Here is a 23438-nt window from a genome sequence, read left to right as displayed (position 1 = left end):
ACTATCAGTCTATTTCCCGCAGGCAAAATTTTCGCGCAGTACTGTAATTTTGGGTGAGCAAAATAATGCCTTCAGTTTTTGAGGGTGAATTGACAAAATCTCAACTCCAAAAATTAACAGTAGAATTCAATAACTGGATTAGAGATGATAAAGACTCTGTAATTATCTTTAAAAACAGAAATAAAAATTGGTTGACAAAACAATTCATTGGAATGGATACATCAGCAGCTACTTCTAATTTTTTTAAGATAATAGGTCTGTCGACCTGTCATAGTGCATTATTACCGCGACAGATGTTAAAAACCCTATGTTGACAGTTTTGAAAGTAGATATAGAAAAAAGTACTATATAAATGTGGAGACGAAAAAATGTGATAGACAGAAAGCGTGGCAAGAAGTACTGATCTTATGCTATTTTCAAGGGATGCTGATCATATTTAACTTTAGAGGAATGTAAATCAAGTTCTGCAGATATTGATGTAGAGGAGAAGAAAGTTATTGACAAAACACCAAAGATTATTTTTTTGAATGTTAGTTCATTTTATTTAGTCAATAGTATTATTAGTATTTCTGAAAGGTGTAAGTCAAGTGTGAAGGTACCATTGTTAATAAATCCTTCGGAACTAATTAATTATTATACAGAGGTGAGGTAGTTGGAGCGTTCAATTCTAATATTTCCTGAATTTGATAATATAAAGCTAGTGCAGGAAATTCGACAAAAGTATGATTCGCTATATATGCACATAAGACCGCATATTTCTTTAGTTTTTCCATTTAAAAGTACTTTACAGAATAGCTTAATATTTGATGTGCTTTGTAAAACTAGTCAGAATATGTCATCGTTTTCGATTGATATTTCTAGAGTATCTGGTGATTATAAAAATGGGTATGTTTGGTTAGAAATTGGGAAAAATGAGCGTGATATAAGGGAACTTCACCGAAGACTTTATGATAATGAGCTATTTTCTTCGTATGAACTGAAAAGTAAAAAATATATCCCACATATTACTGTTGCGCAAGGATTACAGCGAGAAAGAGCTTTTTCCCTAGCAAAGGAGTTAAATAAAAGAGGTAACAGTATTACCGCAAAGGTTAAAAGCATTTCCGTGGAAGAGATATTAGCTAACGGGGATTCTAAGGAGATATTTAGTAAGAAACTAATTACGTCTCGGTAGATTAAATAAGTTCTATTATACTATTAAGTAGCTGGTAATTGTTTTTATTTATTAAGAATGAATCGTATCTAACTTTAAAAGAATGTAAATGCAGTTTTCATAGTACCCTCAGTGGGTCATATTTAACTTTAGAGAAATGCAAATTAAAACGGCCGGAATTAGTCATTATTTCGATTAATCACGACCGTTTTTTATAATAAATATTTGTAGATCTAAAGTTTAGTATTATTAGAAAGTGTTGATGCATCAACTTGGATTCCCCAAAATTCAGGTAGCTTATAACTAATTGTATATTCTAAAAGTGCAGATTGGGCAAAAGGAAGATAGGTCGATCGTTCTTGTTTAATGAAAGTAGAAGGTGATTTTTGATCTGGAAAGTATTTTAAGATATCCTCGTCTTCAACAATTTTTCCAACCGTTTTTTGCGAATAAATTAACAAATAAGGGTCAATGCCGCTATCGTTTCGTATTCTTTGATATATTGAAGTAAAAGCTTCCAATTTGTTTATTAAGCTTAAATCAATAAAGTTTTGATTAATAAAACTAATTGAGTACTGCACTACTTTTTCACTAAAAAAACGTAATCTTCTAATTTTAACGTAGTTATCATCAGCTTTTAGTGACATAATTTTTTTAATTTTTGAATTATTATCAATTTTTACAGATAGTACTTTGACATTTTCCGGTTTCCCATTTGCTAAATTTAAATCGGTTAGTAAGACAATGTTTTTATGACTTTCTTTAGCAACAAAAGTTCCTTTCCCTTGGACTCTAGTTACTATGTTTTTACTTTCGAGGTAATTTAATACTTTCACTGCTGTTGTTGAGCTGACGTTAAATCTTTTTTTTAATTCAGCTTCACTATAAAAACGATCACCTGGTCTTAATTGACCTTTTTTTAATTCTTCAACTAAAATTTCAGAAATTTCTTTATATTTTGCCACCAACATTTAGTTTCCTCACCTAATAAAAATTTAAGTTAGTTTGGCAACTCTAACGACCCAATTTGTTCCATAATCAAACCCAGAGGCATCTACAGCTAATGTTTGATGTGAAATGTTTTGAGAAAACTTTAAGGTTTCATTATTATCCAGCCAGGTTATTTTATTGATTTTCTTATTTATATTATCGAAAATTCGTGTGCTGGATTTTTCACCACCTAAAACAACATTTTCATTTCCTCGAATTTGAAGATCAAAAATAAACAGATAAAGACTGTCATTCATTTTGAGTGCGAAATCTTTAGGGTGTCTTGCCTTTACATCAACAATCTTACCATAATATAACACATTACCAACCATTGACGTCCACTTACCAATTAAAATTAAATAATTTTCGCATAGTGCTGGTATTTTACCAGTTCCTGTTAGGCCAACATTAATGAGAATATTTGCTCCAACCTGTCTAGCATGTGCAATACTTTCTATGATCTCTCGCGGAGCCTTGTAATCTAAATCATTGAGTGCTATTCCCCAATGTTTATTAAGTGTTAAAGACATTTCCCCGGCAACATATTTTTTTTGCCCACTATGATTAATTTTTGGGGGAAAACCGCGCTCATAAGTAACAGCATCGATTTCTGGATTACTTACTTTACCACGATTTTTAAGCCCAGTATTATTAATAATTATAGCATTAGGTTGATAGTGTCGAATCATGCCGTAGAGGTCATTTAAATGCCAATCAGCTTCTTTTTTATTCCAGTTACCATCAAACCAAAACCCACCAATTTTTCCATAATTTTTACATAGAATTTCGACTGAACTTTGAAGGTAATCCAGATACTTATTAAAATCTTTTTCATATAATTCAGAGTGCCAATCATAGGTTGCTACATAAAGAAATGGTTTTATCTTTGCATCATTGCATGCTTCAATGAATTCGCGAATTAAGTCTCTCTTGGCAGGTGAGTGCAATGCATCAAAGTTACTTAATCCTTTTGTGTCATATAAATAAAATCCTTCATGATGTTTTGTTGTTAAAACAATGTATTTAGCACCAAGCTTTTTAGCAGTATTAACAATTTCTTTAGGATTGAATTCCTCAGCAGTAAAGGACTCTTTTAATTTTTCGTAGGATTTTTTATCTCTTTTGTGCAATAATTCAGTCCATTCACCCATACCAAGTTGAGAATAAAGTCCCCAATGAATAAATAGTCCAATACCAAGATTTTCATAGTCTGTAATTCTTTGTAAAGTCATTTATTTCACTTCCTAATTTTCTTTTATTATATTAACACGTTAAGTTTTAAATTGCTATTATTAATCATTAAATTAGTATATTGATTTTCAGATTTTGTTAAACAATCTTTTTTGGATTAATGCTGGTATTAAAGGAATCTATCGTGCTTATTTTGTTTTATATATTTATTGATTTTACAATAATTGAATGCTAATATTTAGTTGTCCCTAAGGTTAACACGTTAAGTATAAAAATGGGAGATGATATTTATGTACATTTTGCAAGTCATGGTAATTATGCAGCGGCAACACTGCATAATTGTGAGCTAATTACGGGGAAACTAAGTGATTTTAAAATAGTTTCTTTTGAAGATCCGATGGGTGTTGAAGATGTAGTAAAAGCTTATCAAGACATTTGTGAGCAAGTGCCTAAAGATGAATCCATTATGATAATTACTGATATTTTTAACGGTACTCCGGCGAATGCAGCTTTAATTTTTAAGCAAAAGTATCGATTTGTGCGAATTTTCGCAGGACTTTCATTAAGTTTGATTTTAACTTTAGCAACAGGAACTGAAATAACAGATGCTTTAAAACAAAATCGAAGTTTTTTAAAAGAAATTGATGCAAATGATCCGATTGAGGAAGTGATAATTTCTAATAAAAATAAGGAATCAAATAAAAATAGTAAAGGCAAGTTTTACGTTAGAATTGATTCTCGTTTGATTCATGGACAAGTGGCTACAATGTGGGCTCATGAATTAAATCTGGACAGAATTATGGTTGTAGATGACGGAATAGTAAAGGACAATATTCAAAAATTGGCGTTAAGAACTGCTCGACCTGCAGGAGTACATCTGAGTATATTGACTTCTGCGGGAGCAGCTGAACGAATTAAAAAAAATTTATATGCAGATCAGAGAGTTTTAGTATTAGTTAAGGATCCGCTTATGCTTAAAAACTTAATTAATTTTGGAGTTAACTTTTCTGAAATAAATGTAGGCAATCTTTCAATGACAGCTGAAGCAAAGCAGGTTTTTAAGAGCGTTGCTTTGACAAGTGAAGACGAAAAAATTTTTCGCGATTTTAATTCAAGGGGAATTAAAATCTTTCATCAAATGGTACCATCCGACAGCAGAGAGGATTTAATAAAAAGAATATGAAAGGAAGTAATATTCAATGACTATAGCATGGTGGCAAATATTATTATTAACGATGCTTGCTTTCTGGATGATTATTGACCAAATAACAGTTGGAATTCTATGTAATTATCCTTTGCTGATTGGATTTGTAGCAGGAATAATTATGGGTGATTTAAAAACAGGATTAGTTGTAGGTGCGACATTACAGTTGATGGTTTTAGGAGTTGGCACGTATGGTGGAGCAAGTATGCCTGACTTTATGACAGGTGCAATTATTGGAACTGCTTATGCTGTGATGACTAACAAAGGCATTGATTTTGCGATTGGTCTAGCAGTTCCGGTAGGATTATTAATGGTTCAATTAGATGTTTTAGCCAGATTTATTAATACTTTCTTCTTACATCGAGTTGATAAGTATATTCAACAGGGGAATGATAAAAAAGTTGCTCATAATATAGTTTATGGTGTTTTCCCTTGGGGATTATCAAGAGCGATTCCAGTATTCATCATGTTAATTGTTGGCAGTAAATTTGTCAAATCAGTTGTAAACGCATTACCTCAATGGTTGACTACAGGACTTTCTACAGCTGGTGGTATTTTACCAGTAGTCGGAATAGCAATTTTACTTAGATTTTTACCTACAAAACGTTTTCTTGCCTATTTTATAATTGGTTTTGTAGCCGCTGCTTATTTAAAGATTCCAATGTTAGGGATAGCTTTGGTCGGAGCTGCAATGGCACTTATTTATTATAATCGTGATGCAACGTCTCAAATTGAAAATAATGAAAATGTTGCAACCAAGAAAAAAAGTTTAAAGGAGGAAAACGAATATGACAATGGAGAATACGAAGATTAACGAACCTTTAATAACCAAGAAAGATATTTTTCGTACTAATTGGAGATGGCTATGGTCTAGTCAGATTTGTTGGAATTATGAACGAATGATGTCAACGGGATATTTATATACAATGTTGCCAATTTTGAAAAAAATATATCCTGAAAAAGATGATTTTATTGAAATGATGTCAATTCATAACCAATTTTTTAATACTAATGCTTATGTGGGTGGCTTTATCGTTGGAATGGATATTGCTTTAGAAAAAAAAGTGGAATTAAAGCTAAAAATGCTGTTATCGGGTTAAAAACTGGCTTAATGGGACCATTTGCAGGTGTCGGTGACACAATCATTGGAGTGATTCTTCCCACAATTTTTGGATCAATTGGATCTTATATGGGTTTGAAAGGAAATCCAGTCGGAGCTTTACTATGGTTATTCGTTAATTTTATGGTTTTATTCCTAAGATTTGGTTTGATGCCATTAGGATATCTTCAAGGAGAAAAATTAATTTCTTCAACAGAAAATAAATTAAATCGAATTACAGATGCTGCCATTTTATTAGGTGTTACTGTTGTTGGGGGATTAATTCCTAATGTTGTTTCAACTAAAGTTCCGCTTGTTTTTGAAATGGGAAAAGTTACTTTGAAGGCACAGACAGTACTTGATGAAATTATGCCGTCGTTAGTTCCGATAGTGTTGGTTTTGCTCAGTTACTGGTTGTTAGGTAAAAAGAAAATGAATTCAACTAGATTAATCGTCTTAACTATGATAGTAGGTATAATTTTAGGTGGTTTAGGGATATTAAGTAAATAGTCAGTTTAACTATTGAGCGTAATTCTAAAAATTAGTTAGGCTAGGTTACGGTTTGAAAATTTAATAAAGAAAAAATGTCGATAATTGTGAGCGTATCAACAATTATTGACATTTTGTAATAGTGTGGTTGGTAAAAATTTACATAGTTAAGTAATTTCCAATTATTTGATGCGATATTCCGTCCATGAATTATTATTCCCTAATTTATAACTAGAGTAACTTTTTTCCTCAGTATCATATTTTAATATTGGTATAACATTGCTATTGTCAGTATTTCCATCGATGAAAAAATGACTTTGTTTATCCCAAAATACTTTCCCTAAGTAAGCGGCATTTTGAGCAACTTCATCAGAATGGACGTGACCGGAAATAATAGTTTTAAAAAATTCACCGGTAGTTGATGGATATTTATTAGTGAAAATTTCCTCGGCTGTTCCAGTTTCCCAAAATTTACCCATCTCCTCGTCAATTCCAGCATGAACAAAAATTTGACTTTCAGTAACAAAATAACGTTTATCTTGATACTTTTGTTTAAACCAGTTAAGTAATAAATGATTCTTTTCAGCTTGTAAAATATCATGGCGAATTAAATTATCCAATTTTGGTGACTCATCTTCTTGTGTAGTAAAGAATAATTCTGAATATCTTTCAATGCCAATAAAACTATTAATAGTTTCAAAAAAATCGTTAAAATTGAAACTCGAATTTGGGGTAAATAACCAATCATAAAACCATTCGTCGTGATTACCTAATAGTGTAGTAACTTGTTGTGGATATTTCATTTCCAGTTGTCTAAGCTTATTCAGAACTTGGTAGGAATATTTTCCATTATCAACATAATCTCCAAGGAAAATTAATTTATTATTTTTGGGATTTAAATTTACATTTTCTAGAGAGCTCAGCAACTCAGTATAATGTCCATGGATATCACTCATTGCATAAAATTGTGCCATTTTATATTGCTACTCCTTTGAAATGTCGGAATATATGAATCTAGTCTCTTACATAATTTATTATATTATGATTCAACAAAAATTGTACTAAAAAATTAAAATTCAAATTTCGGATATTTGTTCTATATTAGCTGAAATTTGTGTTTTTGAGTATCTTTAAATGTAAGTAAAGGTATTTAAGTGATTGGAAAAAGCAACTAAAAGTATTAAAATGGAAACTGCTTGATTTTTACTAATTTATCACCGTGCCGCTTTCCAATTGAAATTTGACTTTAGTTATACGGCAATTTAGGCTTATAAACTAGGAACTTACTATTAAATGAACGTTGAGAGGAAAATAATGAAAAAAATTCAGCAGATTATCTTTTGGATATTATTAGCTATTGTTATTTTTGGAGGCGGGTATCTATTTTATCAGCATCAGCATGCAGCTGTTGAAGAACAAACATCTACTGCTAATTATTCAGTAAAAGATATTGGTCAATTAGATGTTGAAAATGTCTTCTATGATAAAACGGTGAATCAAGCTGAAAGTGGTTCGTTTTTAGGAATCAAGGTTGGCAAAGAAACCTCATTGTATATATTTCATTTTAAGGCCCAGGTTTACTATGATTTGGATAAGGCTCACAGCAATTACAATGCGGCTGATAAAACGCTAACTGTTCAGATGCCCCAGCCTGAAATTAAATTATTATTGAAGGATTCTAAATATCATATGAATTATGATTATTATAAAGTTCATAACTCGATTTTTGTTAAAGACAGTGATGATAAAGGGCTGAAAGTTGAACAGCAAGCTGCTGATGAAGTGAAAAAAGATATTTTGGCTAAACCGGATGTAATTGCATCAGCCAAGTCAAGTGCCAGGAAAACATTAACGCAAATGTTTGCAAGGGATAATGTCAAAGTAAAATGTGTCTTTTCATAATGACAAGCAAAAAACATTACGATTAAAAATACGGTGTCAGTTTTAATAATGTCCATTAAAAATCAGTAGTATTGCTTTTATAATTAGCGGTGGTCTTGATGTTGCTTTTAATTATTATTTTCTGATCGGAACAGATCTAGCGTTAATTAAGCTATTTTCAAGTTCAGCATAAAAATTTAATTTTATAAGGAGAACTCGCTTCAGTCAAAGTCAAACAAGACTTTTCTGAAACGAGTTTTTTGATATTAACAATAGTAAGATCGTTAGAGATATGTGCATGTGACACTGTGGATTATACAAAGTCTTCATAGTTTACTTCAATTTTAGAAATAGAAAAATAACTCTTTTGAAGGATTGTCCAGTAATTAATTAAAGTTACTGGGCAATTTTTATGCAAAGAGGCTTGAATTAAGCTGATTCAGCAAGCTAACAAAGAACAATTGCTAAGTGTTGGATTAAATAATAAAAGCTTTTAATTGCTAGTAAATGATATTTTTGATGTTTCTTTTAGTAAGTATATGTCAATATTACTTTTTTTAATTAACAGCAAATGCATATTTAATTTCTTTTTAATCAAAATCAAATCATTGGATTGATTTAAGTATAAAAGTAGATTATGATCAATAATCAAAGAATGAAAGCATTAATCAAGCTCTATAAATGATAACTTCATTAATGAATTATCTAAGATTGTTGAAGACAGTTGTGAAACAGCAAAGGAGTGGTAACTTGGAGTTTCAGTCACTTTTTGATGGACAAGAAAAGAATTTAAAAGAAGTAATTTTAAAAAATTCAAATATTTCATTAACTGAATTCATAGCGGTGGCTAAATATAAGGCAAAAGTATCTTTTTCGGATGAATACATCGAAAAAGTAAATAGTTCTTATAGAGCATTAGAGAAAGTAGGAAGAAAAGAAAAACTTTATGGTATTAACACGGGTTTAGGAGATAATTGCGAAGAAATAATAACAAGTAAACAAGAGGAGACATTTCAAAAAAACATTTTAAGATCCCATGCTGTTGCAATTGGTGAACCATTAAGTTTTCTAGAAACTAGAGCAATTATGCTAATGGTTCTACTAAACCTTGGAAGGGGATATTCAGGAGTATCGATTGAAACTTTGCTAGTAATAAAAGATATGTTGAATAAAGGTATATATCCATACGCACCTTCGGAAGGTTCTGTCGGCTATTTATCAGTTGAAGCGCATATGTTTTTGACATTGATTGGGGAAGGAAAAATTTATGTTAAAGGGAAGTTGGTAAACAGTAAAACAGTTTTTGAAAGAAATAAAATTAAGCTTTCCTCATTAAAGCGAAAGGAAGCTCTTTCGTTAGTAAGCGGAACTACTTCTGTAACTGGTATTGCTATTTTGTCCATTTACAATATGTATATTAATTTTGAAAATATTAAAATTGGTTCGGCTCTAAGTTTTGAAGGGTTGCAAGGTTCTGTTAATGAGTTGGATGTTGATGTGCTTAGTCTAAAAAATCATGCTGAACAAGTTGAAGTTGCCAGTTTTATAACTAAATTACTACATGGAAGTTCCAACTTGACTAAAACGAAAAATAAAAGAACTCAGGATCCGTTATCTTTGAGAACCCTTCCGCAAGTATTAGGTGCTTTTGACAGGATTTTTAAAGAAACTATTCAAAGCGTTTATGAAGAACTAACAAGTGTCAGCGATAATCCAGTTATAATCTCAAAAGAAAATAAGTATTACGTCAGAATGAACGGTAATTTTGATGCTTCATATGTTTCTTTGCATTTAAATGCCTTATCGATTGCAACAGTTTATCTGACAAATTATATCGAAAGAATTTCAAATCGTTTTTTAGATACTGAGCTAAGTGGATTTCCAGCTTTTTTAATTAATAATCCTGGTTTAAATAATGGATTAATGATTGTTCATTACACATTAGCGGGTTTATTAAATGATATGAAGGCCTTGGCTACACCAAGCAATATTTCAAATAATACTATGTCTGCTGATCAAGAAGATGTTGTAACTTTTGCATATTCAGTTGCTAAAAGATTTTATAAAATGACTGAAAAGTTGGAGTACATAACAGCAATATGGTTCTTGATTTGTAAACAAGGTTTATCGTTTATGGATGAAAAAAGTTTAGCTCCAATAATTCAAAAAGTTTTGGGTTTGATGGCAGAAAAAGTGTCTCCAATAAAGAATGATAGATTATTTTATGAAGACATTGAGCGATTAAAAGTGATGTTGAGTAACTCTAAAATTATAGATCTCGTGACTAGTGAGATTGAAAATGATTAAGGGTATTTAGAAGGAGAGAAAATGCGTATGAAAAAAAAGCGAATTCTGATCGTTATGGTTGCCATGTGTCTGCTAACCATTTTTGTAGCCGGATGCAGTTCTAAGAGTAGCCGCCAAGATTCTACAGTTTCAATAAAAAAGGTAGGTAGTGTAAAAGAAAATAAAAAATTACATGCATTATTGCCAAAAAGAATAAAAGATGCTGGTGAAATAAAGAATGGAATTGATGATGCTTATCCCCCAATGGACTTTAAAGATGGAAATGGAAATTTAACAGGTTTTGATATTGATGTGGATAAAGCCTTGGCAGCCAGATTAGGAGTAAAAATAAAAAATACACCGACAGATTGGGATGGAATTATTCCATCTTTGCAATCAAAAAAATTTGACATGATTTTGTCGGCTATGGGAATTACAAAAGAAAGAGCAAAATCAGTTTCGTTTTCTAAACCATATTTTAATGGTGGGGTGACGATCATTCTTAATAAAAAGACTAGCAATATAAAAAATGTTAAAGATTTAAATAGTCTTAAAGGGAAAATAGTTGGAGTACAAGCAGGAGCTCAGGCAATTGTAGATCGAGTTAGCAAGATACCAGGTGTCAAAGAAGTTAAAAAATATGATTCGGCAACGTTAGCTTTACAGGATTTGGCTAATAAACGTATTTATGCATATGTTGATGATTTTGAAGTAGCTAACTACTACATGCAGAAAGTGCCGGGAACCTATTCTAAAAAGGTTTTGAATATAAAAGAGCCTTATGGTATTGCATTCCGAAAGAACGATAAAAAATTACAGAATTCAGTTCAAAAAGCGATGGATTCACTGAAAAAAGATGGAACTCTTTCAAAAATTTCAAAGAAATGGTTTAAATATGATGTTTATAAATGAAAGTGAGGAAATTACTTTATGAATTTACAGTTTACTTTAAGCAAGCTTCCAACCATGTTGACAGCCAGTTTAATGACTATAGAATTAACGGTTCTCTCTTTGATATTTGGAACTATTTTAGCAGTAATTATAGCGTTTATGAGAATATCAAAGAATAAATTAATTAAAAATATTGCTAGATTTTATCTTTGGATCTTTAGAGGAACACCGTTAATACTTCAACTTTTCTTTCTTTACTATGCGTTACCAACATGGGGAATAACATTAAGCCCCTTTGCAGCTGCAGTAATTGGATTGTCCTTAAACAGCGCTGCATATACGGCTGAAATAGTTAGAGGTGGCATAATTTCTATTCACGAAGGACAGTATGAAGCAGCAAATGTACTTGGAATGACATATAGACAGACAATGTTTGAGATTATTTTGCCACAAACTATAAGAAATATTTTACCTGCCATGGGAAATCAGTTTATTGGAATGCTCAAAGATACATCGCTGGTTTCAACGATTGCGATGGTCGAACTTATGCGGCAAGCTCAGCTTGTAGGTTCAGCTACTTTTAAATATACCGAAGTATATATTACTGCAGCTTTAATTTATCTATTATTAACATCAGTTTTTTCATATGTATTTAGCAAAATGGAAAGTAAGTTATCGATTTATTAAGGAAGTGAAAATATGCCTTTAATGGAAATTAAAGAATTAAAGAAAAATTTCAATTCACAAACGGTATTAAAAAACATTAGTTTAGGTGTTGAAAAGGGAGATGTGGTTGCAATAATTGGACCATCTGGAGCAGGAAAAAGTACGTTTTTAAGATGTTTGATCAATCTCGAGAGAAGAGATGGGGGTTCCGTAAATGTAGAAGGAATTGAGCTGAACCCAGACGACAAAAAATCTGTTAAAAAAGTGCAACAAAAGATGGGCATGGTTTTTCAGAGTTTTAATTTATTTCCCCATATGACAGTTTTAAAAAATGTCATGATAGCACCAATTAAAGTGAAAAAAATTGATAAATCTATAATTAGTGAAAAGGCAAAAAATTTACTTGCTAAAGTAGGCCTGTCTGATAGAGGAGATTATTATCCTTCTCAATTGTCAGGTGGTCAACAACAACGAGTGGCAATTGCCAGAGCATTAGCTATGAATCCAGATATAATGTTGTTCGATGAACCAACGTCAGCTTTAGATCCAGAGCTTGTTGGTGAAGTTTTAAAAGTTATGAAAAAATTGGCTGATGAGGGAATGACGATGATCGTTGTTACCCATGAAATGGGATTTGCACGAGAAGTAGCCAATAAGGTCATATTTATGGAAAAAGGAAATGTGGTCGAAGAAGGAACACCTGAAAAAATTTTTAATAACCCTAGCGAAAAAAGAACTAAGGAATTTTTGGAGAAGATAATTAAGTAACATATGAAGAAGGTTGATAGTTTGGTAAAAGGTGAGTTGCTTGAGTTAAAAATTAATAAAAGCCGAATTCAAAACAATATACAAGAACTGGGTGAAATTGGATTAAGTGAAGAAGGAGGCGTTAACCGCTCATTAGCATCTCAAGCTGATGCTGAATCCCGAAATTGGTTGAAAGCCTACTGGAAAAAATATTGTGAGATAGGTACTTTTACTGATGCGGCAGCAAATTTATGGGGAGATTATCCTTATGTTGATGAAAAAAATTTAAAACCGATCATTATTGGATCCCATAATGATAGTGTGCCTGAGGGAGGAAAATATGATGGAGCATTAGGCGTATTGCTGGCAACAGAGATTTTTCAAACTTTGGTGGAAAATCATGTTTATTTAAAACATCCCTTAAAACTAATTTCATTAACTGGTGAAGAACCAAATCCATATCAAATTTCTACATTGGGCAGCAAAGCTATTTCCGGCGTTGTCAGTAAGCAATATTTAGCACAATTTAAGCATATTGAAACGGGTGAATCACTGGGAGAAGCAATTAATCGCTTGGGTGGAAACTTCGAAAAATTAGAGGAAGCTCAGTGGCCCAAAGATAGTTTTTCAGCTTTCATTGAATGTCATATTGAGCAGGGAAGAAGATTATTTGATAGTGGAGATCCTGTTGCAGTTGTAAAAAAGATTACGGGAATTTATCGTGAGTTGGTAATTATTCACGGTCAGGCTAATCATGCCGGGACTACTGATGTATTTCACCGCAAAGATGCACTTCTAGCATTGAGTTGGTTGAATATTAAATTACGTGAATATCTGAAAAAAATAAATATTAGTGAACCAGTAGTGGGAACAATCGGTTTTGCTGAGGTAATTCCCAATGCGGCCAATATTATTCCTGGTAGTGTACGCTTTAATATTGATCTGCGATCTGGTGATTGGAATTTAGTGGAAAAGGTCGTTGAATATCTGGACTCATTATTTTCTGAATTAAAAAACAAGGGAATTGCTGCCACTAGAAAGATAATTTTAAATCAAAAACCGGTTGATCTTAATTCGCGAATTATAAATGCTTTATCGACAACTATTGAGCAAGACTCGAAGCTTAATTTGAAAGTATTTACAAGTATGGCGGGACATGATGCTGCTAATATGGCAAAAATTGGTCAATCAGGGATGCTTTTTGTTAAAAGTATTGATGGGAAAAGCCATTGTAAGGAAGAGTATTCCAAGATTGAAGATATTGAGGTAGCGGGGAATGTTTTACTGAAAACATTGTTGAATTTAGATAGGGAGCTTGAATAATGCAAAAAATATTATTGCCAAAATATTTATATACTCATGAAAAATTTGAAAAAGATTTCGGTATTCTAATATCAGGTAATTTGGTTAAAGAGGTAGCAAAACAAAAAGAACTTTTAAACAAGTATCCTGAAGTTCCAATCAAACGTTATGATGATATGGTTTTTGTGCCCGGAACGGTAAATACGCATAATCATTCTTTTCAGAGTCTGTTACGTGGAATTGCTATTGATCAGCCTTTTTTAAAATGGCGAGATAATTCGTTGTACAAGTATTCACCTGCAATGAGACTGGAAGACATTTATAATGGCGCTCTTTTCGCATATGCAGAAATGATGAAGTGCGGTGTAACGACTGTTTGCGACTTTTTCTATTTGCATAATTATGGCAATGAATCTGATGAAGCCATCGTTCAGGCGGCTAAAGATGTTGGAATTCGTTTAGTGCTTGCAAGAACGATGTATGACTGGGATGGTGCACCCAAGGGTTACTTAGAGTCAGTCAGTGAAGCAGTGAAGAATACGAAACAGTTAGCTGCTAAATATCAAAGTGATTCAATGGTTACTGTTATTCCAGCACCACATAGTTTACATGGTGCTAGTCCAGAAATGATCCAAGCAGGTCATAAATTAGCTATTGAGATGGGGACCAAGTTTCATATACATGTTGCCGAGGAACCATTTGAAGTAAAGGATACATTAAGAAAACACAACAAAAGGACAGTTGAATACTTGAACGAATTAGGAGTAGTTGATTCTTCACTAGTTTTAGTCCATGGGGTCTGGCTGAATGATGAAGAAATTGAATTACTTGGTCAAAGACATGCAGCTTTGAATTATTGCCCATCAAGTAATATGTTTTTAGCAGATGGAGTTACCAATATTCCTAAAATGGCAGCAAATAAAATTAATATTGCACTTGGCAGTGATGGTGCCTGTGGGAATAATCGAATTAGTGTTTTTGAAGAAATGCGGATGACTGCCTTGTTACAAAAAGCGACCACACACGATGCGTTGTGCGTAAAATGCAAACAGGCTTTTGATATGGGAACGATCAATGGTGGAGCACAGCTTGATTTAGATATTGGTGAAATAAAAGCAGGTTCACTGGCAGATTTTGTTGGCATAAACTTAAATGATTTTTCAATGAAACCTCTGAGCGGGAATCTTGAACAACTATTACCAAATATTGTTTATTCAATGCAGCCAAATGCAATAAAAACGGTAATTGTAAACGGCGAAGAAACAGTAAAAGACGGTGAATTAGTTAAAGTTAGCGAAGAAAAAGTGATGGGAAAAGTTGATCAAACAATGGATTACTTTGCAACTTTAGATTAATGGAAGGAGTTTTATTTTTATGAGCAATGTAAAAAACAACGAAGAAGCTATTTCAGATGTTTTGAGTAAAGTGCAATTACATGAAAAACCGATTGAATTGTCTTTGATTACTGACGGCGAGTTACCTCAATACCCTAAGTTTGTCGAAGGTATTCGGCGGGCCCCTTCCCGTGGATTTCGTTTAACGCCGGCACAAACAAAAATAGCCTTAAAAAATGCTTTAAGATATATTCCTTCAAAATTTCATAAAACGTTGATCCCTGAATTTTTAGATGAATTATATACCAGGGGGAGAATTTATGGTTATCGTTTTCGCCCAGAAGGCCGAATATTTGGTCATCCAATTGATAGTTATCAAGGAAATAGCCTTGAAGGAAAAGCTTTTCAGGTTATGATCGATAACAATCTGGATTTTGAAGTAGGTTTATATCCGTATGAACTGGTAACTTACGGTGAAACGGGCAGTGTCTGCCAAAATTGGATGCAATATTGTCTAATAAAAAAGTATTTACAGCGATTAACTGATGAGCAGACTTTAGTAATTGAGTCGGGACATCCGGTAGGACTTTTTCCTTCTGAAAAGACTGCCCCAAGAGTTATTATTACAAACGCTTTGATGGTTGGTGAATTTGATAATCCTAAAGACTGGGAAATCGCTGAGGAAATGGGCGTTGCCAATTATGGACAGATGACAGCTGGTGGTTGGATGTATATTGGACCGCAAGGAATTGTTCATGGAACTTATAACACCCTACTGAATGCCGGACGTCAAAAACTAGGAATTCCGCTCGAAGGTGATTTAACTGGCAAATTATTTATAAGTTCTGGTCTTGGCGGAATGAGTGGTGCTCAACCCAAAGCAGCTAAAATAGCTAATGCAGTTTCAGTAATTGCTGAAGTTGATCTTTCAAGAATTAAAACCAGATTAGATCAGGGATGGGTAGATACTTATTCAGATAATCTTGATTATATTGCAGAAAAAGTCGAAAATGCTAAGAAAAGCGGCGAGGCTTTATCGATTGCCTATTTTGGGAATGTTGTCGATTTATTGCAATATGTCATAGATAACAATATCCAGGTTGAATTGTTATCTGATCAAACTTCATGTCATGCTGCGTATGAAGGAGGTTATTGTCCACAAGGGATTACTTTTGCAGAACGGACAAAGTTATTAAAAGATGATCGACAAAAGTTTGTTGAACTAGTTGATCAGTCATTGCGCAAGCATTTTGAACTGGTTAAACAGTTGCATCAAAGGGGAACCTACTTTTTTGATTATGGCAACTCATTTTTAAAAGCAGTTTATGATGCAGGCGTCAAAAAAGTTTCCAAGAATGGTGTGGATGATAAAGATGGATTTATCCTGCCTTCCTATGTTGAAGATATTATGGGTCCGCACTTGTTTGATTATGGTTATGGTCCATTTCGCTGGGTATGTTTATCAGGTAAAAAAGCAGATTTGATTAAAACTGACCAAGCAGCAATGGATTGCATTGATCGTCATCGTCGTTACCAAGACTTAGATAACTATAAGTGGATTCGAGATGCAGAAAAGAATAAGTTAGTTGTAGGAACACAAGCTAGGATCCTTTATCAGGATGCTGAGGGCCGCATAAAAATTGCTTTGAAGTTTAATGAATTAGTACGTGAAGGAGCAATTGGTCCAGTAATGATCGGTCGAGATCACCATGATGTTAGTGGAACAGATTCTCCTTTTAGAGAGACATCCAATATTTATGATGGCAGTAACGTTATGGCAGATATGGCTGTTCAGTGTTTTGCCGGAAATGCAGCTCGCGGGATGAGTTTAGTTACGCTTCATAATGGCGGGGGTGTTGGAATCGGTCGCGCAATTAATGGCGGATTTGGTTTAGTTCTTGATGGCAGTCAAAGAGTTGATAAAATTATTAAAAAAGCGATTCTTTGGGATGTTATGGGAGGCGTTGCTCGAAGAAATTGGGCTAGAAATAAAAACGCGATGGATACGACCCAAGAATTCAATCAGAAATTCCAAGGTAAAGCACATATTACAGAGCCATATTTAGTCAGTGATAATTTGGTAGATGAATCAATTGAAAATACCTTTCCGAAAGAGTGATTAAATGAAAAATTTATTAATACTGCATGCAAGTCAAATTGCCACTCCGACTGGAAATTCAATTAAGCATGGCCGAGAGATGGATCAAATTAAGTGTATATCAGATGGTGCGATCTATGTCGAAAATGGAACAATTAAAGAAGTAGGTAAGACCAATGATGTAGTAGAAAAATTAAAAAAGAATAACATAAACAAATTTGATCAAATTATAAATGCCGCTGGTTCGGCAGTTCTGCCGGGATTTATCGACTCGCATACTCACTTTCTCTTTTCTGGTTATCGCTTAGAGGAATTTTGCGAAAGAGTTGGCGGATCCACTTATATGAAGATTATGGAAAACGGTGGAGGAATTCAAGCAACTGTTGATGAAACTCGCAAAGCATCGTTTACAGAATTAAGAGATTCCGGGATGCAACGTTTAAATGAAATGCTGCAGCAAGGAATTACCACAGTTGAAGGAAAAAGTGGTTATGGCTTAGATGAAAAAAATGAAATGAAGCAATTAGAAGTTTTCCGGGAGTTAAATCTCATTCAACCAGTTGATATTTCAGTGACGTATTTAGGAGCACATGCTATTCCTCGTGAATATCAGGACAAAGCTGATGATTACGTTGATTTAATGATAAGTAAACTGTTGCCTAAAATAAAACATGAAGAACTGGCAGAATTTGTAGACGTATTTTGTGATAAAGGCGTATTTGATTTAAAAAGAGCTGAGCAGTTGTTAAAAGCAGCTAAAAAGCTGGGCTTTAAATTAAAAATGCATGCTGATGAGATCGCTAATTTAAATGGAGTTAGTTTAGCAGCAAAACTAGATGCGGTTTCAGCGGATCATCTTATAAAAATATCTCCAGAAGAAATTAAAGAATTAAGCAAAAAAGAAAATACTGTAGCTACTTTGTTGCCATGTACAGCATTTTGCTTAAAAGAGAACTTCGCTCCAGCGCGTGATTTAATTGATAGCAATTGTGGGGTAGCATTGGCTTCCGACTATAATCCGGGAAGTTCATTTACATGTTCAATTCCATTAATTATTGCTTTAGCAACCTTTGAAATGAAAATGACCATGAATGAAGTTTTAACGGCCCTTACTTTAAATGGAGCAGCTGCTTTAGATTTAGCAAATAAGAAGGGAACTCTTGAACCAGGCAAAGTCGGTGATATTATATTTTTAAAATATCCTGATTTCCGTTACTTGTTATACAATACGGGCGGCAATTTAGTTTCTAAGGTTATTAAAAATGGTGAATTAGTTTATGAAGGTTAATTAAAATGACAAAACGGATAAATTATACCAGAAGTAATAATTTATCCGTTTTTTTAAATAGTAGGAGTTTTAAAATAATAAGGTGAGATTATGGTTGAATTTATTAAAAAGAATAAAAAATTGTATAATCTGAGTAATTGGCAGGGAGGAAAAACTTCGGAGGTATACATATACCCTGAGAATACAGAATATAAAAAAAGAAACTTTGAATTTAGGTTTTCCTACGCTAGCGTGGAGCTGGCTGAAAGTACTTTTACATTGCTAAAGGGCTTTAATCGAATACTTATCCCAACTAAACAGGGAATTACGTTGCTGAATAATTCTAAAAGGCATAATCTAAAACTAGAAGAAAGTTTCTATTTTAATGGCGGCGAGCAAACAACGTCCATTGGAAAATCAGAAGACGTTAATTTAATATATCAATCACAGTGGCATGCAAGTATGCAGGTCATGAAAGAATCGTCAAAAATATTTTCTACTGCTGAATTTGTAGGTATATTTTCATTAAATGGAAGTAATGAAGTCTTGGTTGATCAAGAACGAGTAAAGCTTTTGGAAAAAGAATTTTTGTTGATTAAAAATTTTAGCATGGAAAAACTGCTACTTGAATTTTCGCTAGATAATAATAATCGGATCGTAATTTTTAAATTGAAAAAAGGGAAAGCCTATGGATAAGAAAGTTAAAGAAATAAGAGATAAAAAAGAATTATTTGATCGTTTAATGGTTGCGGGAAAAACATCTGAAGTTAATCAGAAAATAGCAATGTATATTGAAAAAAATTATAATTCAATTGTATTTATGACGGCTGATAAAATTAGTAGCGAAATTGGGGTAAGCCAAGGTAGCGTTTCGAGGTTTTGTATTAAAATGGGCTACTATGGCTACAATGATTTTTTAAGATATTTGCAAAAAATTATTAGTTCAGAAATGACGATTTTAAAACGGCATTCGATTATTGATAAAGAAGGAGATAATGATCGAAATCTCAATATATTAAATCAAGAAATTAATAATTTAAAGGAGCTTCAAGGATTATCTCAGTCCCAGGATTACCAAAGTGTTGTACATTTACTAGTAAAGACAAAGAAAGTGTTTTTAATGTCAAATCGCATGTCCGCAACTTTATTACCGTACATGTATTATATTTTGAGTCGTTTAAGGCCTAATGTTTTTGAATTAGCTTATGGAACACCGGCATGGGAAAATGTTGAGTTAGAGGCGCCAGAAGATTGTTTGATTTTTACAACGGTATTTCCGCGTTATTCACGCTCATTACTTGAAAAAATGAAAAAGCTAAGTGAAAAAGGATTTAATATTGTAGCAATTACTGACAGTAGATTGTCACCAATCGTTAATTATTCTCAGTTGTCACTGATAAGCCCAATAACTATTTCTTCAGTTTTCGATGTCTACAGTACGCCGTTAACATTAATAAATTTATTAATGCGTGATGTTTCAAGAAATATTCCGAATATTGGTCACCGGTTAAATAAGCTTGAGAAAATTAATGAAAATGAACATTCTTTTTGGATATAAACTTAATATTTAATCCGGCAGATGATGTGCGGTTGCGATGTACCCTCCCAGATGAATTCCAACTATGTGAAAATTAAATAATGTTTTACAAATCAGAGACTGGATAAAATTAAAATTTTATTCAGTTTTATTGTTGTTATTTAACGTTTTAATCAATAATTAACTTTTTAATAACAATTATCCACATATTTGGCGTGTATAATTATTATTAAATTTTCAGAAAGAAGTTGGATTTAAAATGGATAAAAAAGTAGCCGTTAAGATTAAACTCAGCGGCTTAATTTTGATGATCTTTTCATCAATTTTTGGATTCAGTAATTCATTGACGGCATTTTATCAAATGGGCTACTCCAGTATTATTTGGTATGTCATTACCGCACTGCTCTTTTTTGTACCTTCAGCCCTAATGTTTGCTGAATATGGAGCCTCCTTTAAAGCTGCCAAAGGAGGTATTTTTTCATGGCTGCGCGGTTCAATCGGAGAAAAGCCAGCATTTATTGGTACATTCATTTGGTTAGCAGCTTGGGTCGTTTGGTTGGTATCGTCAACACAATTTTTACTGGTTTCTGTTTCAACAATGATTTCAGGACAAGATAAAACTCAGACTTGGCATTTGTTTGGTTTGAACTCAGACCAAACGCTAGGGTTGCTGGAAGTTATTTTTTTATGTATTGTAACCTTGATAGCTTGTCGCGGAATTAAAAATATTGCAAAAATAGCTTCTTTTTGCGGAATTTTTACCTTGGGAATATCAGTGATTTTCATCGTTTGCAGTTTGTTAATATGGTTATTGAACCATGGAACTTTGGCTGAACCTTTAACTAAAATGAGTTTGATTAAATCGCCAAATGCTGATTTTATTTCACCAATTGCAATTATTTCATTTATTATTTATTCATTATTTGCTTATGGTGGATTGGAAACAATGGCGGGAGTAATTGATTCAGTAGACAAACCGGAAAAAACATTTCCGCGAGCATTGATTGTTGCTATGTTGTTGATGACCTTGATTTATGTGTTAGCTATCTTTCTTTGTGGAGTCAGTACTAATTGGCAGGCAGTTCTTGGGAAAAAGAATGTTAATTTGGCTAACGTCGAATATGTATTGATCAATAATATGGGATTGACTGTGGGTGCTAAATTTGGGTTGAGCCATGCCGGTTCAATCGGCTTGGGGCGGATTTTTTCTCAAATTACTGCGCTGAGTGATGTTTTGGGCGGTTTGGGAGCAGCTTTTGTTATGATATATTCACCAATTAAATCTTTTATTGAAGGTTGCGACCCACGATTATTGCCGAAAAAATTGACGAAAATGAATAAATTTAATATGCCGGCAACGGCTATGTGGACCCAGACGGTAATTGTCAGCTTAATTACAATTTTTATTGCCCTTGGTGGAGATGCTGCTAATGAATTTTATACAATTTTGACCGATATGATGAATGTTTCGTCTTCAGCACCATACTTATTTTTGGTGGGAGCATTTCCATTCTTTAAAATGAAACAAAATTTAGATCGCCCGTTTGTTTTTTACAGAAGTATGAAATGGACTTGGACGGTTTCCATTGTTGTTTGGTTGGTAATTGCGATTGGAATCGTCTTTACGTGTATCGAGCCGCTACTTAGCGGAGATTACTTGACGGCTTTTTGGACAGCATTTGGACCAGTTTTCTTTGGAATTGTTGCTTGGATTTTTTATACCAGAGCAGAACGAAAGCATATTTTGGATAACTGATTTATTGATTGCTTGTGAACAGCTTTGATAAGGAGAAACGAATGAATAATAAAGCAGTGAAGTTAAATTTGCAGTTTCATCATATTGGGAAACCCGTACCTTTATCGGAAATTGAGTCAAATCCTCAGACAAGATATGCCAAAATTTATGATATGTATACGTTAGATGTGCCAAATAAGTTTTCTTTGCCAGTTCAGATGCATGCTTTTGGTAAGGACTGTTCATTGGACTTGCGAATTCAAACAGAATCACATGTGGCCTTCACCTGTGAAAATATCGAAAAAGCATTGATTGATCAGGAAATCATCATGCCTTTATATGAACCATTTAAAGGATATAAGTGTGCAATGATTTTAGTAAACCAACAGCCAATTGAATTAATAGCAACGACATTATCCGAAAGAGAAATCTGGGGTGATGGAATTTTTAAGGACAGTTTACTGTATGACGAGAAAAAATAATTTTACACGATTTTTTAACTATAGCATAGGAAATTAATTTTCGAAAAGATTGAAATGGATAGTTCTTGTATATTTAAGTTATCTTTTTTCAGGATTGAAAAACCCTCAAGATTGGACATCAAATCCAACCTTGAGGGTTAATTAATAGAAAGTGATAAAGAATTGAATGGTTGCTGCAGCCACTACAATTAAATAGATTATTTTTTTAGGTGGAAGCTTTTTTGCTGTGTTTGTTTGATTTCAACTAATAATTGTTTTTCAGCAGAATTGTCAGTTTGTTGTGCCAGATTTTGCAGTAAAGCTGCGTTCACGTGAGCGTCAGTGACCACGCCGCAGACATTTTGAATTTTTTCAGCTTGTCGGCGGCTTTTTTTGGCTTTTTTTGAAGCAAATTTCACAAAATAAATGGCAGCATAACGCAGTGTTTTAGCTTTTTTACGAAGTTGATGGGTTTGCTGATACTGTGCAGGATCGATTTGCCGGAATTGCCAACTGAGCTTTTTGCTTCGTCTGGTTAATTCGTAGTTAACTGATTGCGACCATTTTTTTGTTTGATTAAACTTTAGCTGATTTAGTTGAATATCAGCTGCAGTCAGTTCGCTAGTCAATTTGTGCCAAACGGCGGGAGTTAAGATTCGCTGCATTTCAGCTGTTCGTTTATGGTGTAGTTTTTTCAACAATTGAAAATAAACGGTGTTTTCTTGCGGATGCTCAAAAGCGTAACTGCCGATTTCTGCTAACAATACGTCAAGTTCACGCAGCGGGCCAAAAGTTTGAGCAGCTTCACTAAGCGTTTGATCAAGTTCATTAAATGTTGCCGAATCCAGCTGAGGCTTCAAAAATTTCAGTAAACTGCGGAGTGTCCGGATAGCTACTCGGAGATCATGAGCACGATTGGGATCATAAGGGTTATTGCGAAAACGAATTAATTCCGTTTGAATAGCTGTTGATCGTTGCTGTAAAATAGTTAAAATTGATGTCATCATTTTGTCCCTCTTTTCTATTGAAAAACAGCGTAAAATCCAACATATTAACCAAAACAACCGTTTTCACTATAAAAGTAACATAGTTTGGGGGATAAGCAAA

The 23438-nt window shown here is 33.3% G+C and carries 21 protein-coding genes and 1 pseudogene; 18 read left to right on the top strand and 4 right to left on the bottom strand.

The window, feature by feature from the left end:
• Nucleotides 1-65: 65 nt before the first annotated feature.
• Nucleotides 66-314: a CRISPR-associated endonuclease Cas2 gene (locus tag FC89_RS12990; RefSeq protein ID WP_057871222.1), complete on the top strand. Its 249-nt coding sequence runs from the start codon at nt 66-68 to the stop codon at nt 312-314.
• A 338-nt stretch (nt 315-652) separates the two neighbouring features.
• Entirely contained in the window at nt 653-1174 is a 522-nt protein-coding gene (locus tag FC89_RS03815) for a 2'-5' RNA ligase family protein (protein ID WP_057871221.1), read from the top strand.
• A 212-nt stretch (nt 1175-1386) separates the two neighbouring features.
• On the opposite strand, the gene FC89_RS03810 is transcribed toward FC89_RS03815, so the two are convergent.
• Together FC89_RS03810 and FC89_RS03805 are read right to left on the bottom strand one after the other, a co-directional pair.
• Complete coding sequence (locus FC89_RS03810) at nt 1387-2124, bottom strand: GntR family transcriptional regulator (RefSeq protein WP_057871220.1); 738 nt, start codon at nt 2122-2124, stop codon at nt 1387-1389.
• 24 nt (nt 2125-2148) lie between these two features.
• Nucleotides 2149-3375, bottom strand: a complete 1227-nt coding sequence (locus FC89_RS03805; protein ID WP_057871219.1) for an alpha-L-fucosidase — start codon at nt 3373-3375, stop codon at nt 2149-2151.
• A 233-nt stretch (nt 3376-3608) separates the two neighbouring features.
• On the opposite strand from FC89_RS03805, the gene FC89_RS03800 reads away from it, so the two are divergent.
• The 3 genes and pseudogenes from FC89_RS03800 (at nt 3609) to FC89_RS03790 (ending at nt 6147) form a co-directional block, all read left to right on the top strand.
• Nucleotides 3609-4517, top strand: a complete 909-nt coding sequence (locus tag FC89_RS03800; protein ID WP_235804373.1) for a PTS sugar transporter subunit IIAB — start codon at nt 3609-3611, stop codon at nt 4515-4517.
• A 16-nt stretch (nt 4518-4533) separates the two neighbouring features.
• Nucleotides 4534-5352 carry a PTS sugar transporter subunit IIC gene (locus FC89_RS03795; protein WP_057871218.1) on the top strand — a complete coding sequence of 273 codons (819 nt, stop codon included), beginning with the start codon at nt 4534-4536 and terminating at the stop codon, nt 5350-5352.
• A pseudogene (locus tag FC89_RS03790) lies at nt 5327-6147 on the top strand (PTS system mannose/fructose/sorbose family transporter subunit IID). The gene FC89_RS03795 and the pseudogene FC89_RS03790 overlap by 26 nt, the downstream one beginning before the upstream one ends.
• Before the next feature lie 161 nt (nt 6148-6308).
• Here the strand turns inward: FC89_RS03790 and FC89_RS03785 are convergent.
• Nucleotides 6309-7100: a metallophosphoesterase gene (locus tag FC89_RS03785; RefSeq protein ID WP_057871217.1), complete on the bottom strand. Its 792-nt coding sequence runs from the start codon at nt 7098-7100 to the stop codon at nt 6309-6311.
• A 340-nt stretch (nt 7101-7440) separates the two neighbouring features.
• Between FC89_RS03785 and FC89_RS03780 the strand changes: the two genes are divergently transcribed.
• The 13 genes from FC89_RS03780 (at nt 7441) to FC89_RS03720 (ending at nt 22352) form a co-directional block, all read left to right on the top strand.
• Nucleotides 7441-8028, top strand: a complete 588-nt coding sequence (locus FC89_RS03780) for a DUF4230 domain-containing protein (protein ID WP_057871216.1) — start codon at nt 7441-7443, stop codon at nt 8026-8028.
• A 729-nt stretch (nt 8029-8757) separates the two neighbouring features.
• The gene (locus FC89_RS03775) at nt 8758-10314 is read left to right on the top strand and encodes an HAL/PAL/TAL family ammonia-lyase (protein ID WP_057871215.1); all 1557 of its coding nucleotides are present in this window, start codon (nt 8758-8760) and stop codon (nt 10312-10314) included.
• Nucleotides 10315-10341: 27 nt separating this feature from the next.
• A complete protein-coding gene (locus FC89_RS03770) occupies nt 10342-11205 on the top strand; it encodes an ABC transporter substrate-binding protein (protein WP_057871214.1) in 864 nt (287 codons plus the stop codon).
• Between the two features lie 18 nt (nt 11206-11223).
• Nucleotides 11224-11871: an amino acid ABC transporter permease gene (locus FC89_RS12780; protein ID WP_057871213.1), complete on the top strand. Its 648-nt coding sequence runs from the start codon at nt 11224-11226 to the stop codon at nt 11869-11871.
• Between the two features lie 12 nt (nt 11872-11883).
• A complete protein-coding gene (locus FC89_RS12775; RefSeq protein ID WP_057871212.1) occupies nt 11884-12618 on the top strand; it encodes an amino acid ABC transporter ATP-binding protein in 735 nt (244 codons plus the stop codon).
• Between the two features lie 21 nt (nt 12619-12639).
• Nucleotides 12640-13920, top strand: a complete 1281-nt coding sequence (locus tag FC89_RS03755; protein WP_157060646.1) for a hydantoinase/carbamoylase family amidase — start codon at nt 12640-12642, stop codon at nt 13918-13920.
• A complete protein-coding gene (locus tag FC89_RS03750) occupies nt 13920-15254 on the top strand; it encodes an amidohydrolase family protein (protein WP_057871210.1) in 1335 nt (444 codons plus the stop codon). Before FC89_RS03755 ends, FC89_RS03750 begins: the two co-directional genes overlap by 1 nt.
• A 61-nt stretch (nt 15255-15315) precedes the next feature.
• The gene (locus tag FC89_RS03745; RefSeq protein WP_420864999.1) at nt 15316-17352 is read left to right on the top strand and encodes a urocanate hydratase; all 2037 of its coding nucleotides are present in this window, start codon (nt 15316-15318) and stop codon (nt 17350-17352) included.
• 4 nt (nt 17353-17356) lie between these two features.
• Nucleotides 17357-18619, top strand: a complete 1263-nt coding sequence (hutI, locus tag FC89_RS03740; RefSeq protein WP_057871208.1) for an imidazolonepropionase — start codon at nt 17357-17359, stop codon at nt 18617-18619.
• 90 nt (nt 18620-18709) lie between these two features.
• Entirely contained in the window at nt 18710-19294 is a 585-nt protein-coding gene (locus tag FC89_RS03735) for a HutD family protein (protein WP_057871207.1), read from the top strand.
• Nucleotides 19287-20156 (top strand): MurR/RpiR family transcriptional regulator, encoded by an 870-nt coding sequence (locus FC89_RS03730; protein WP_057871206.1) that lies wholly within the window; start codon nt 19287-19289, stop codon nt 20154-20156. The genes FC89_RS03735 and FC89_RS03730 overlap by 8 nt, the downstream gene beginning before the upstream one ends.
• A 238-nt stretch (nt 20157-20394) precedes the next feature.
• On the top strand, nt 20395-21891 hold the full coding sequence (gene yjeM / locus FC89_RS03725) for a glutamate/gamma-aminobutyrate family transporter YjeM (RefSeq protein WP_057871205.1): 1497 nt from the start codon (nt 20395-20397) through the stop codon (nt 21889-21891).
• A gap of 41 nt (nt 21892-21932) precedes the next feature.
• Nucleotides 21933-22352 (top strand): hypothetical protein, encoded by a 420-nt coding sequence (locus FC89_RS03720; RefSeq protein WP_057871204.1) that lies wholly within the window; start codon nt 21933-21935, stop codon nt 22350-22352.
• 197 nt (nt 22353-22549) lie between these two features.
• Here the strand turns inward: FC89_RS03720 and FC89_RS03715 are convergent, their stop codons facing one another.
• A complete protein-coding gene (locus FC89_RS03715; protein WP_057871203.1) occupies nt 22550-23338 on the bottom strand; it encodes a CHAD domain-containing protein in 789 nt (262 codons plus the stop codon).
• Nucleotides 23339-23438 lie beyond the last annotated feature (100 nt).

The organism is Liquorilactobacillus ghanensis DSM 18630 (assembly GCF_001435235.1).
In the GTDB taxonomy this organism is placed as follows: domain Bacteria; phylum Bacillota; class Bacilli; order Lactobacillales; family Lactobacillaceae; genus Liquorilactobacillus; species Liquorilactobacillus ghanensis.
The sequence above is the reverse complement of the archived record's forward strand: the minus strand, read 5'-3'. Positions and strand labels throughout refer to the sequence as shown.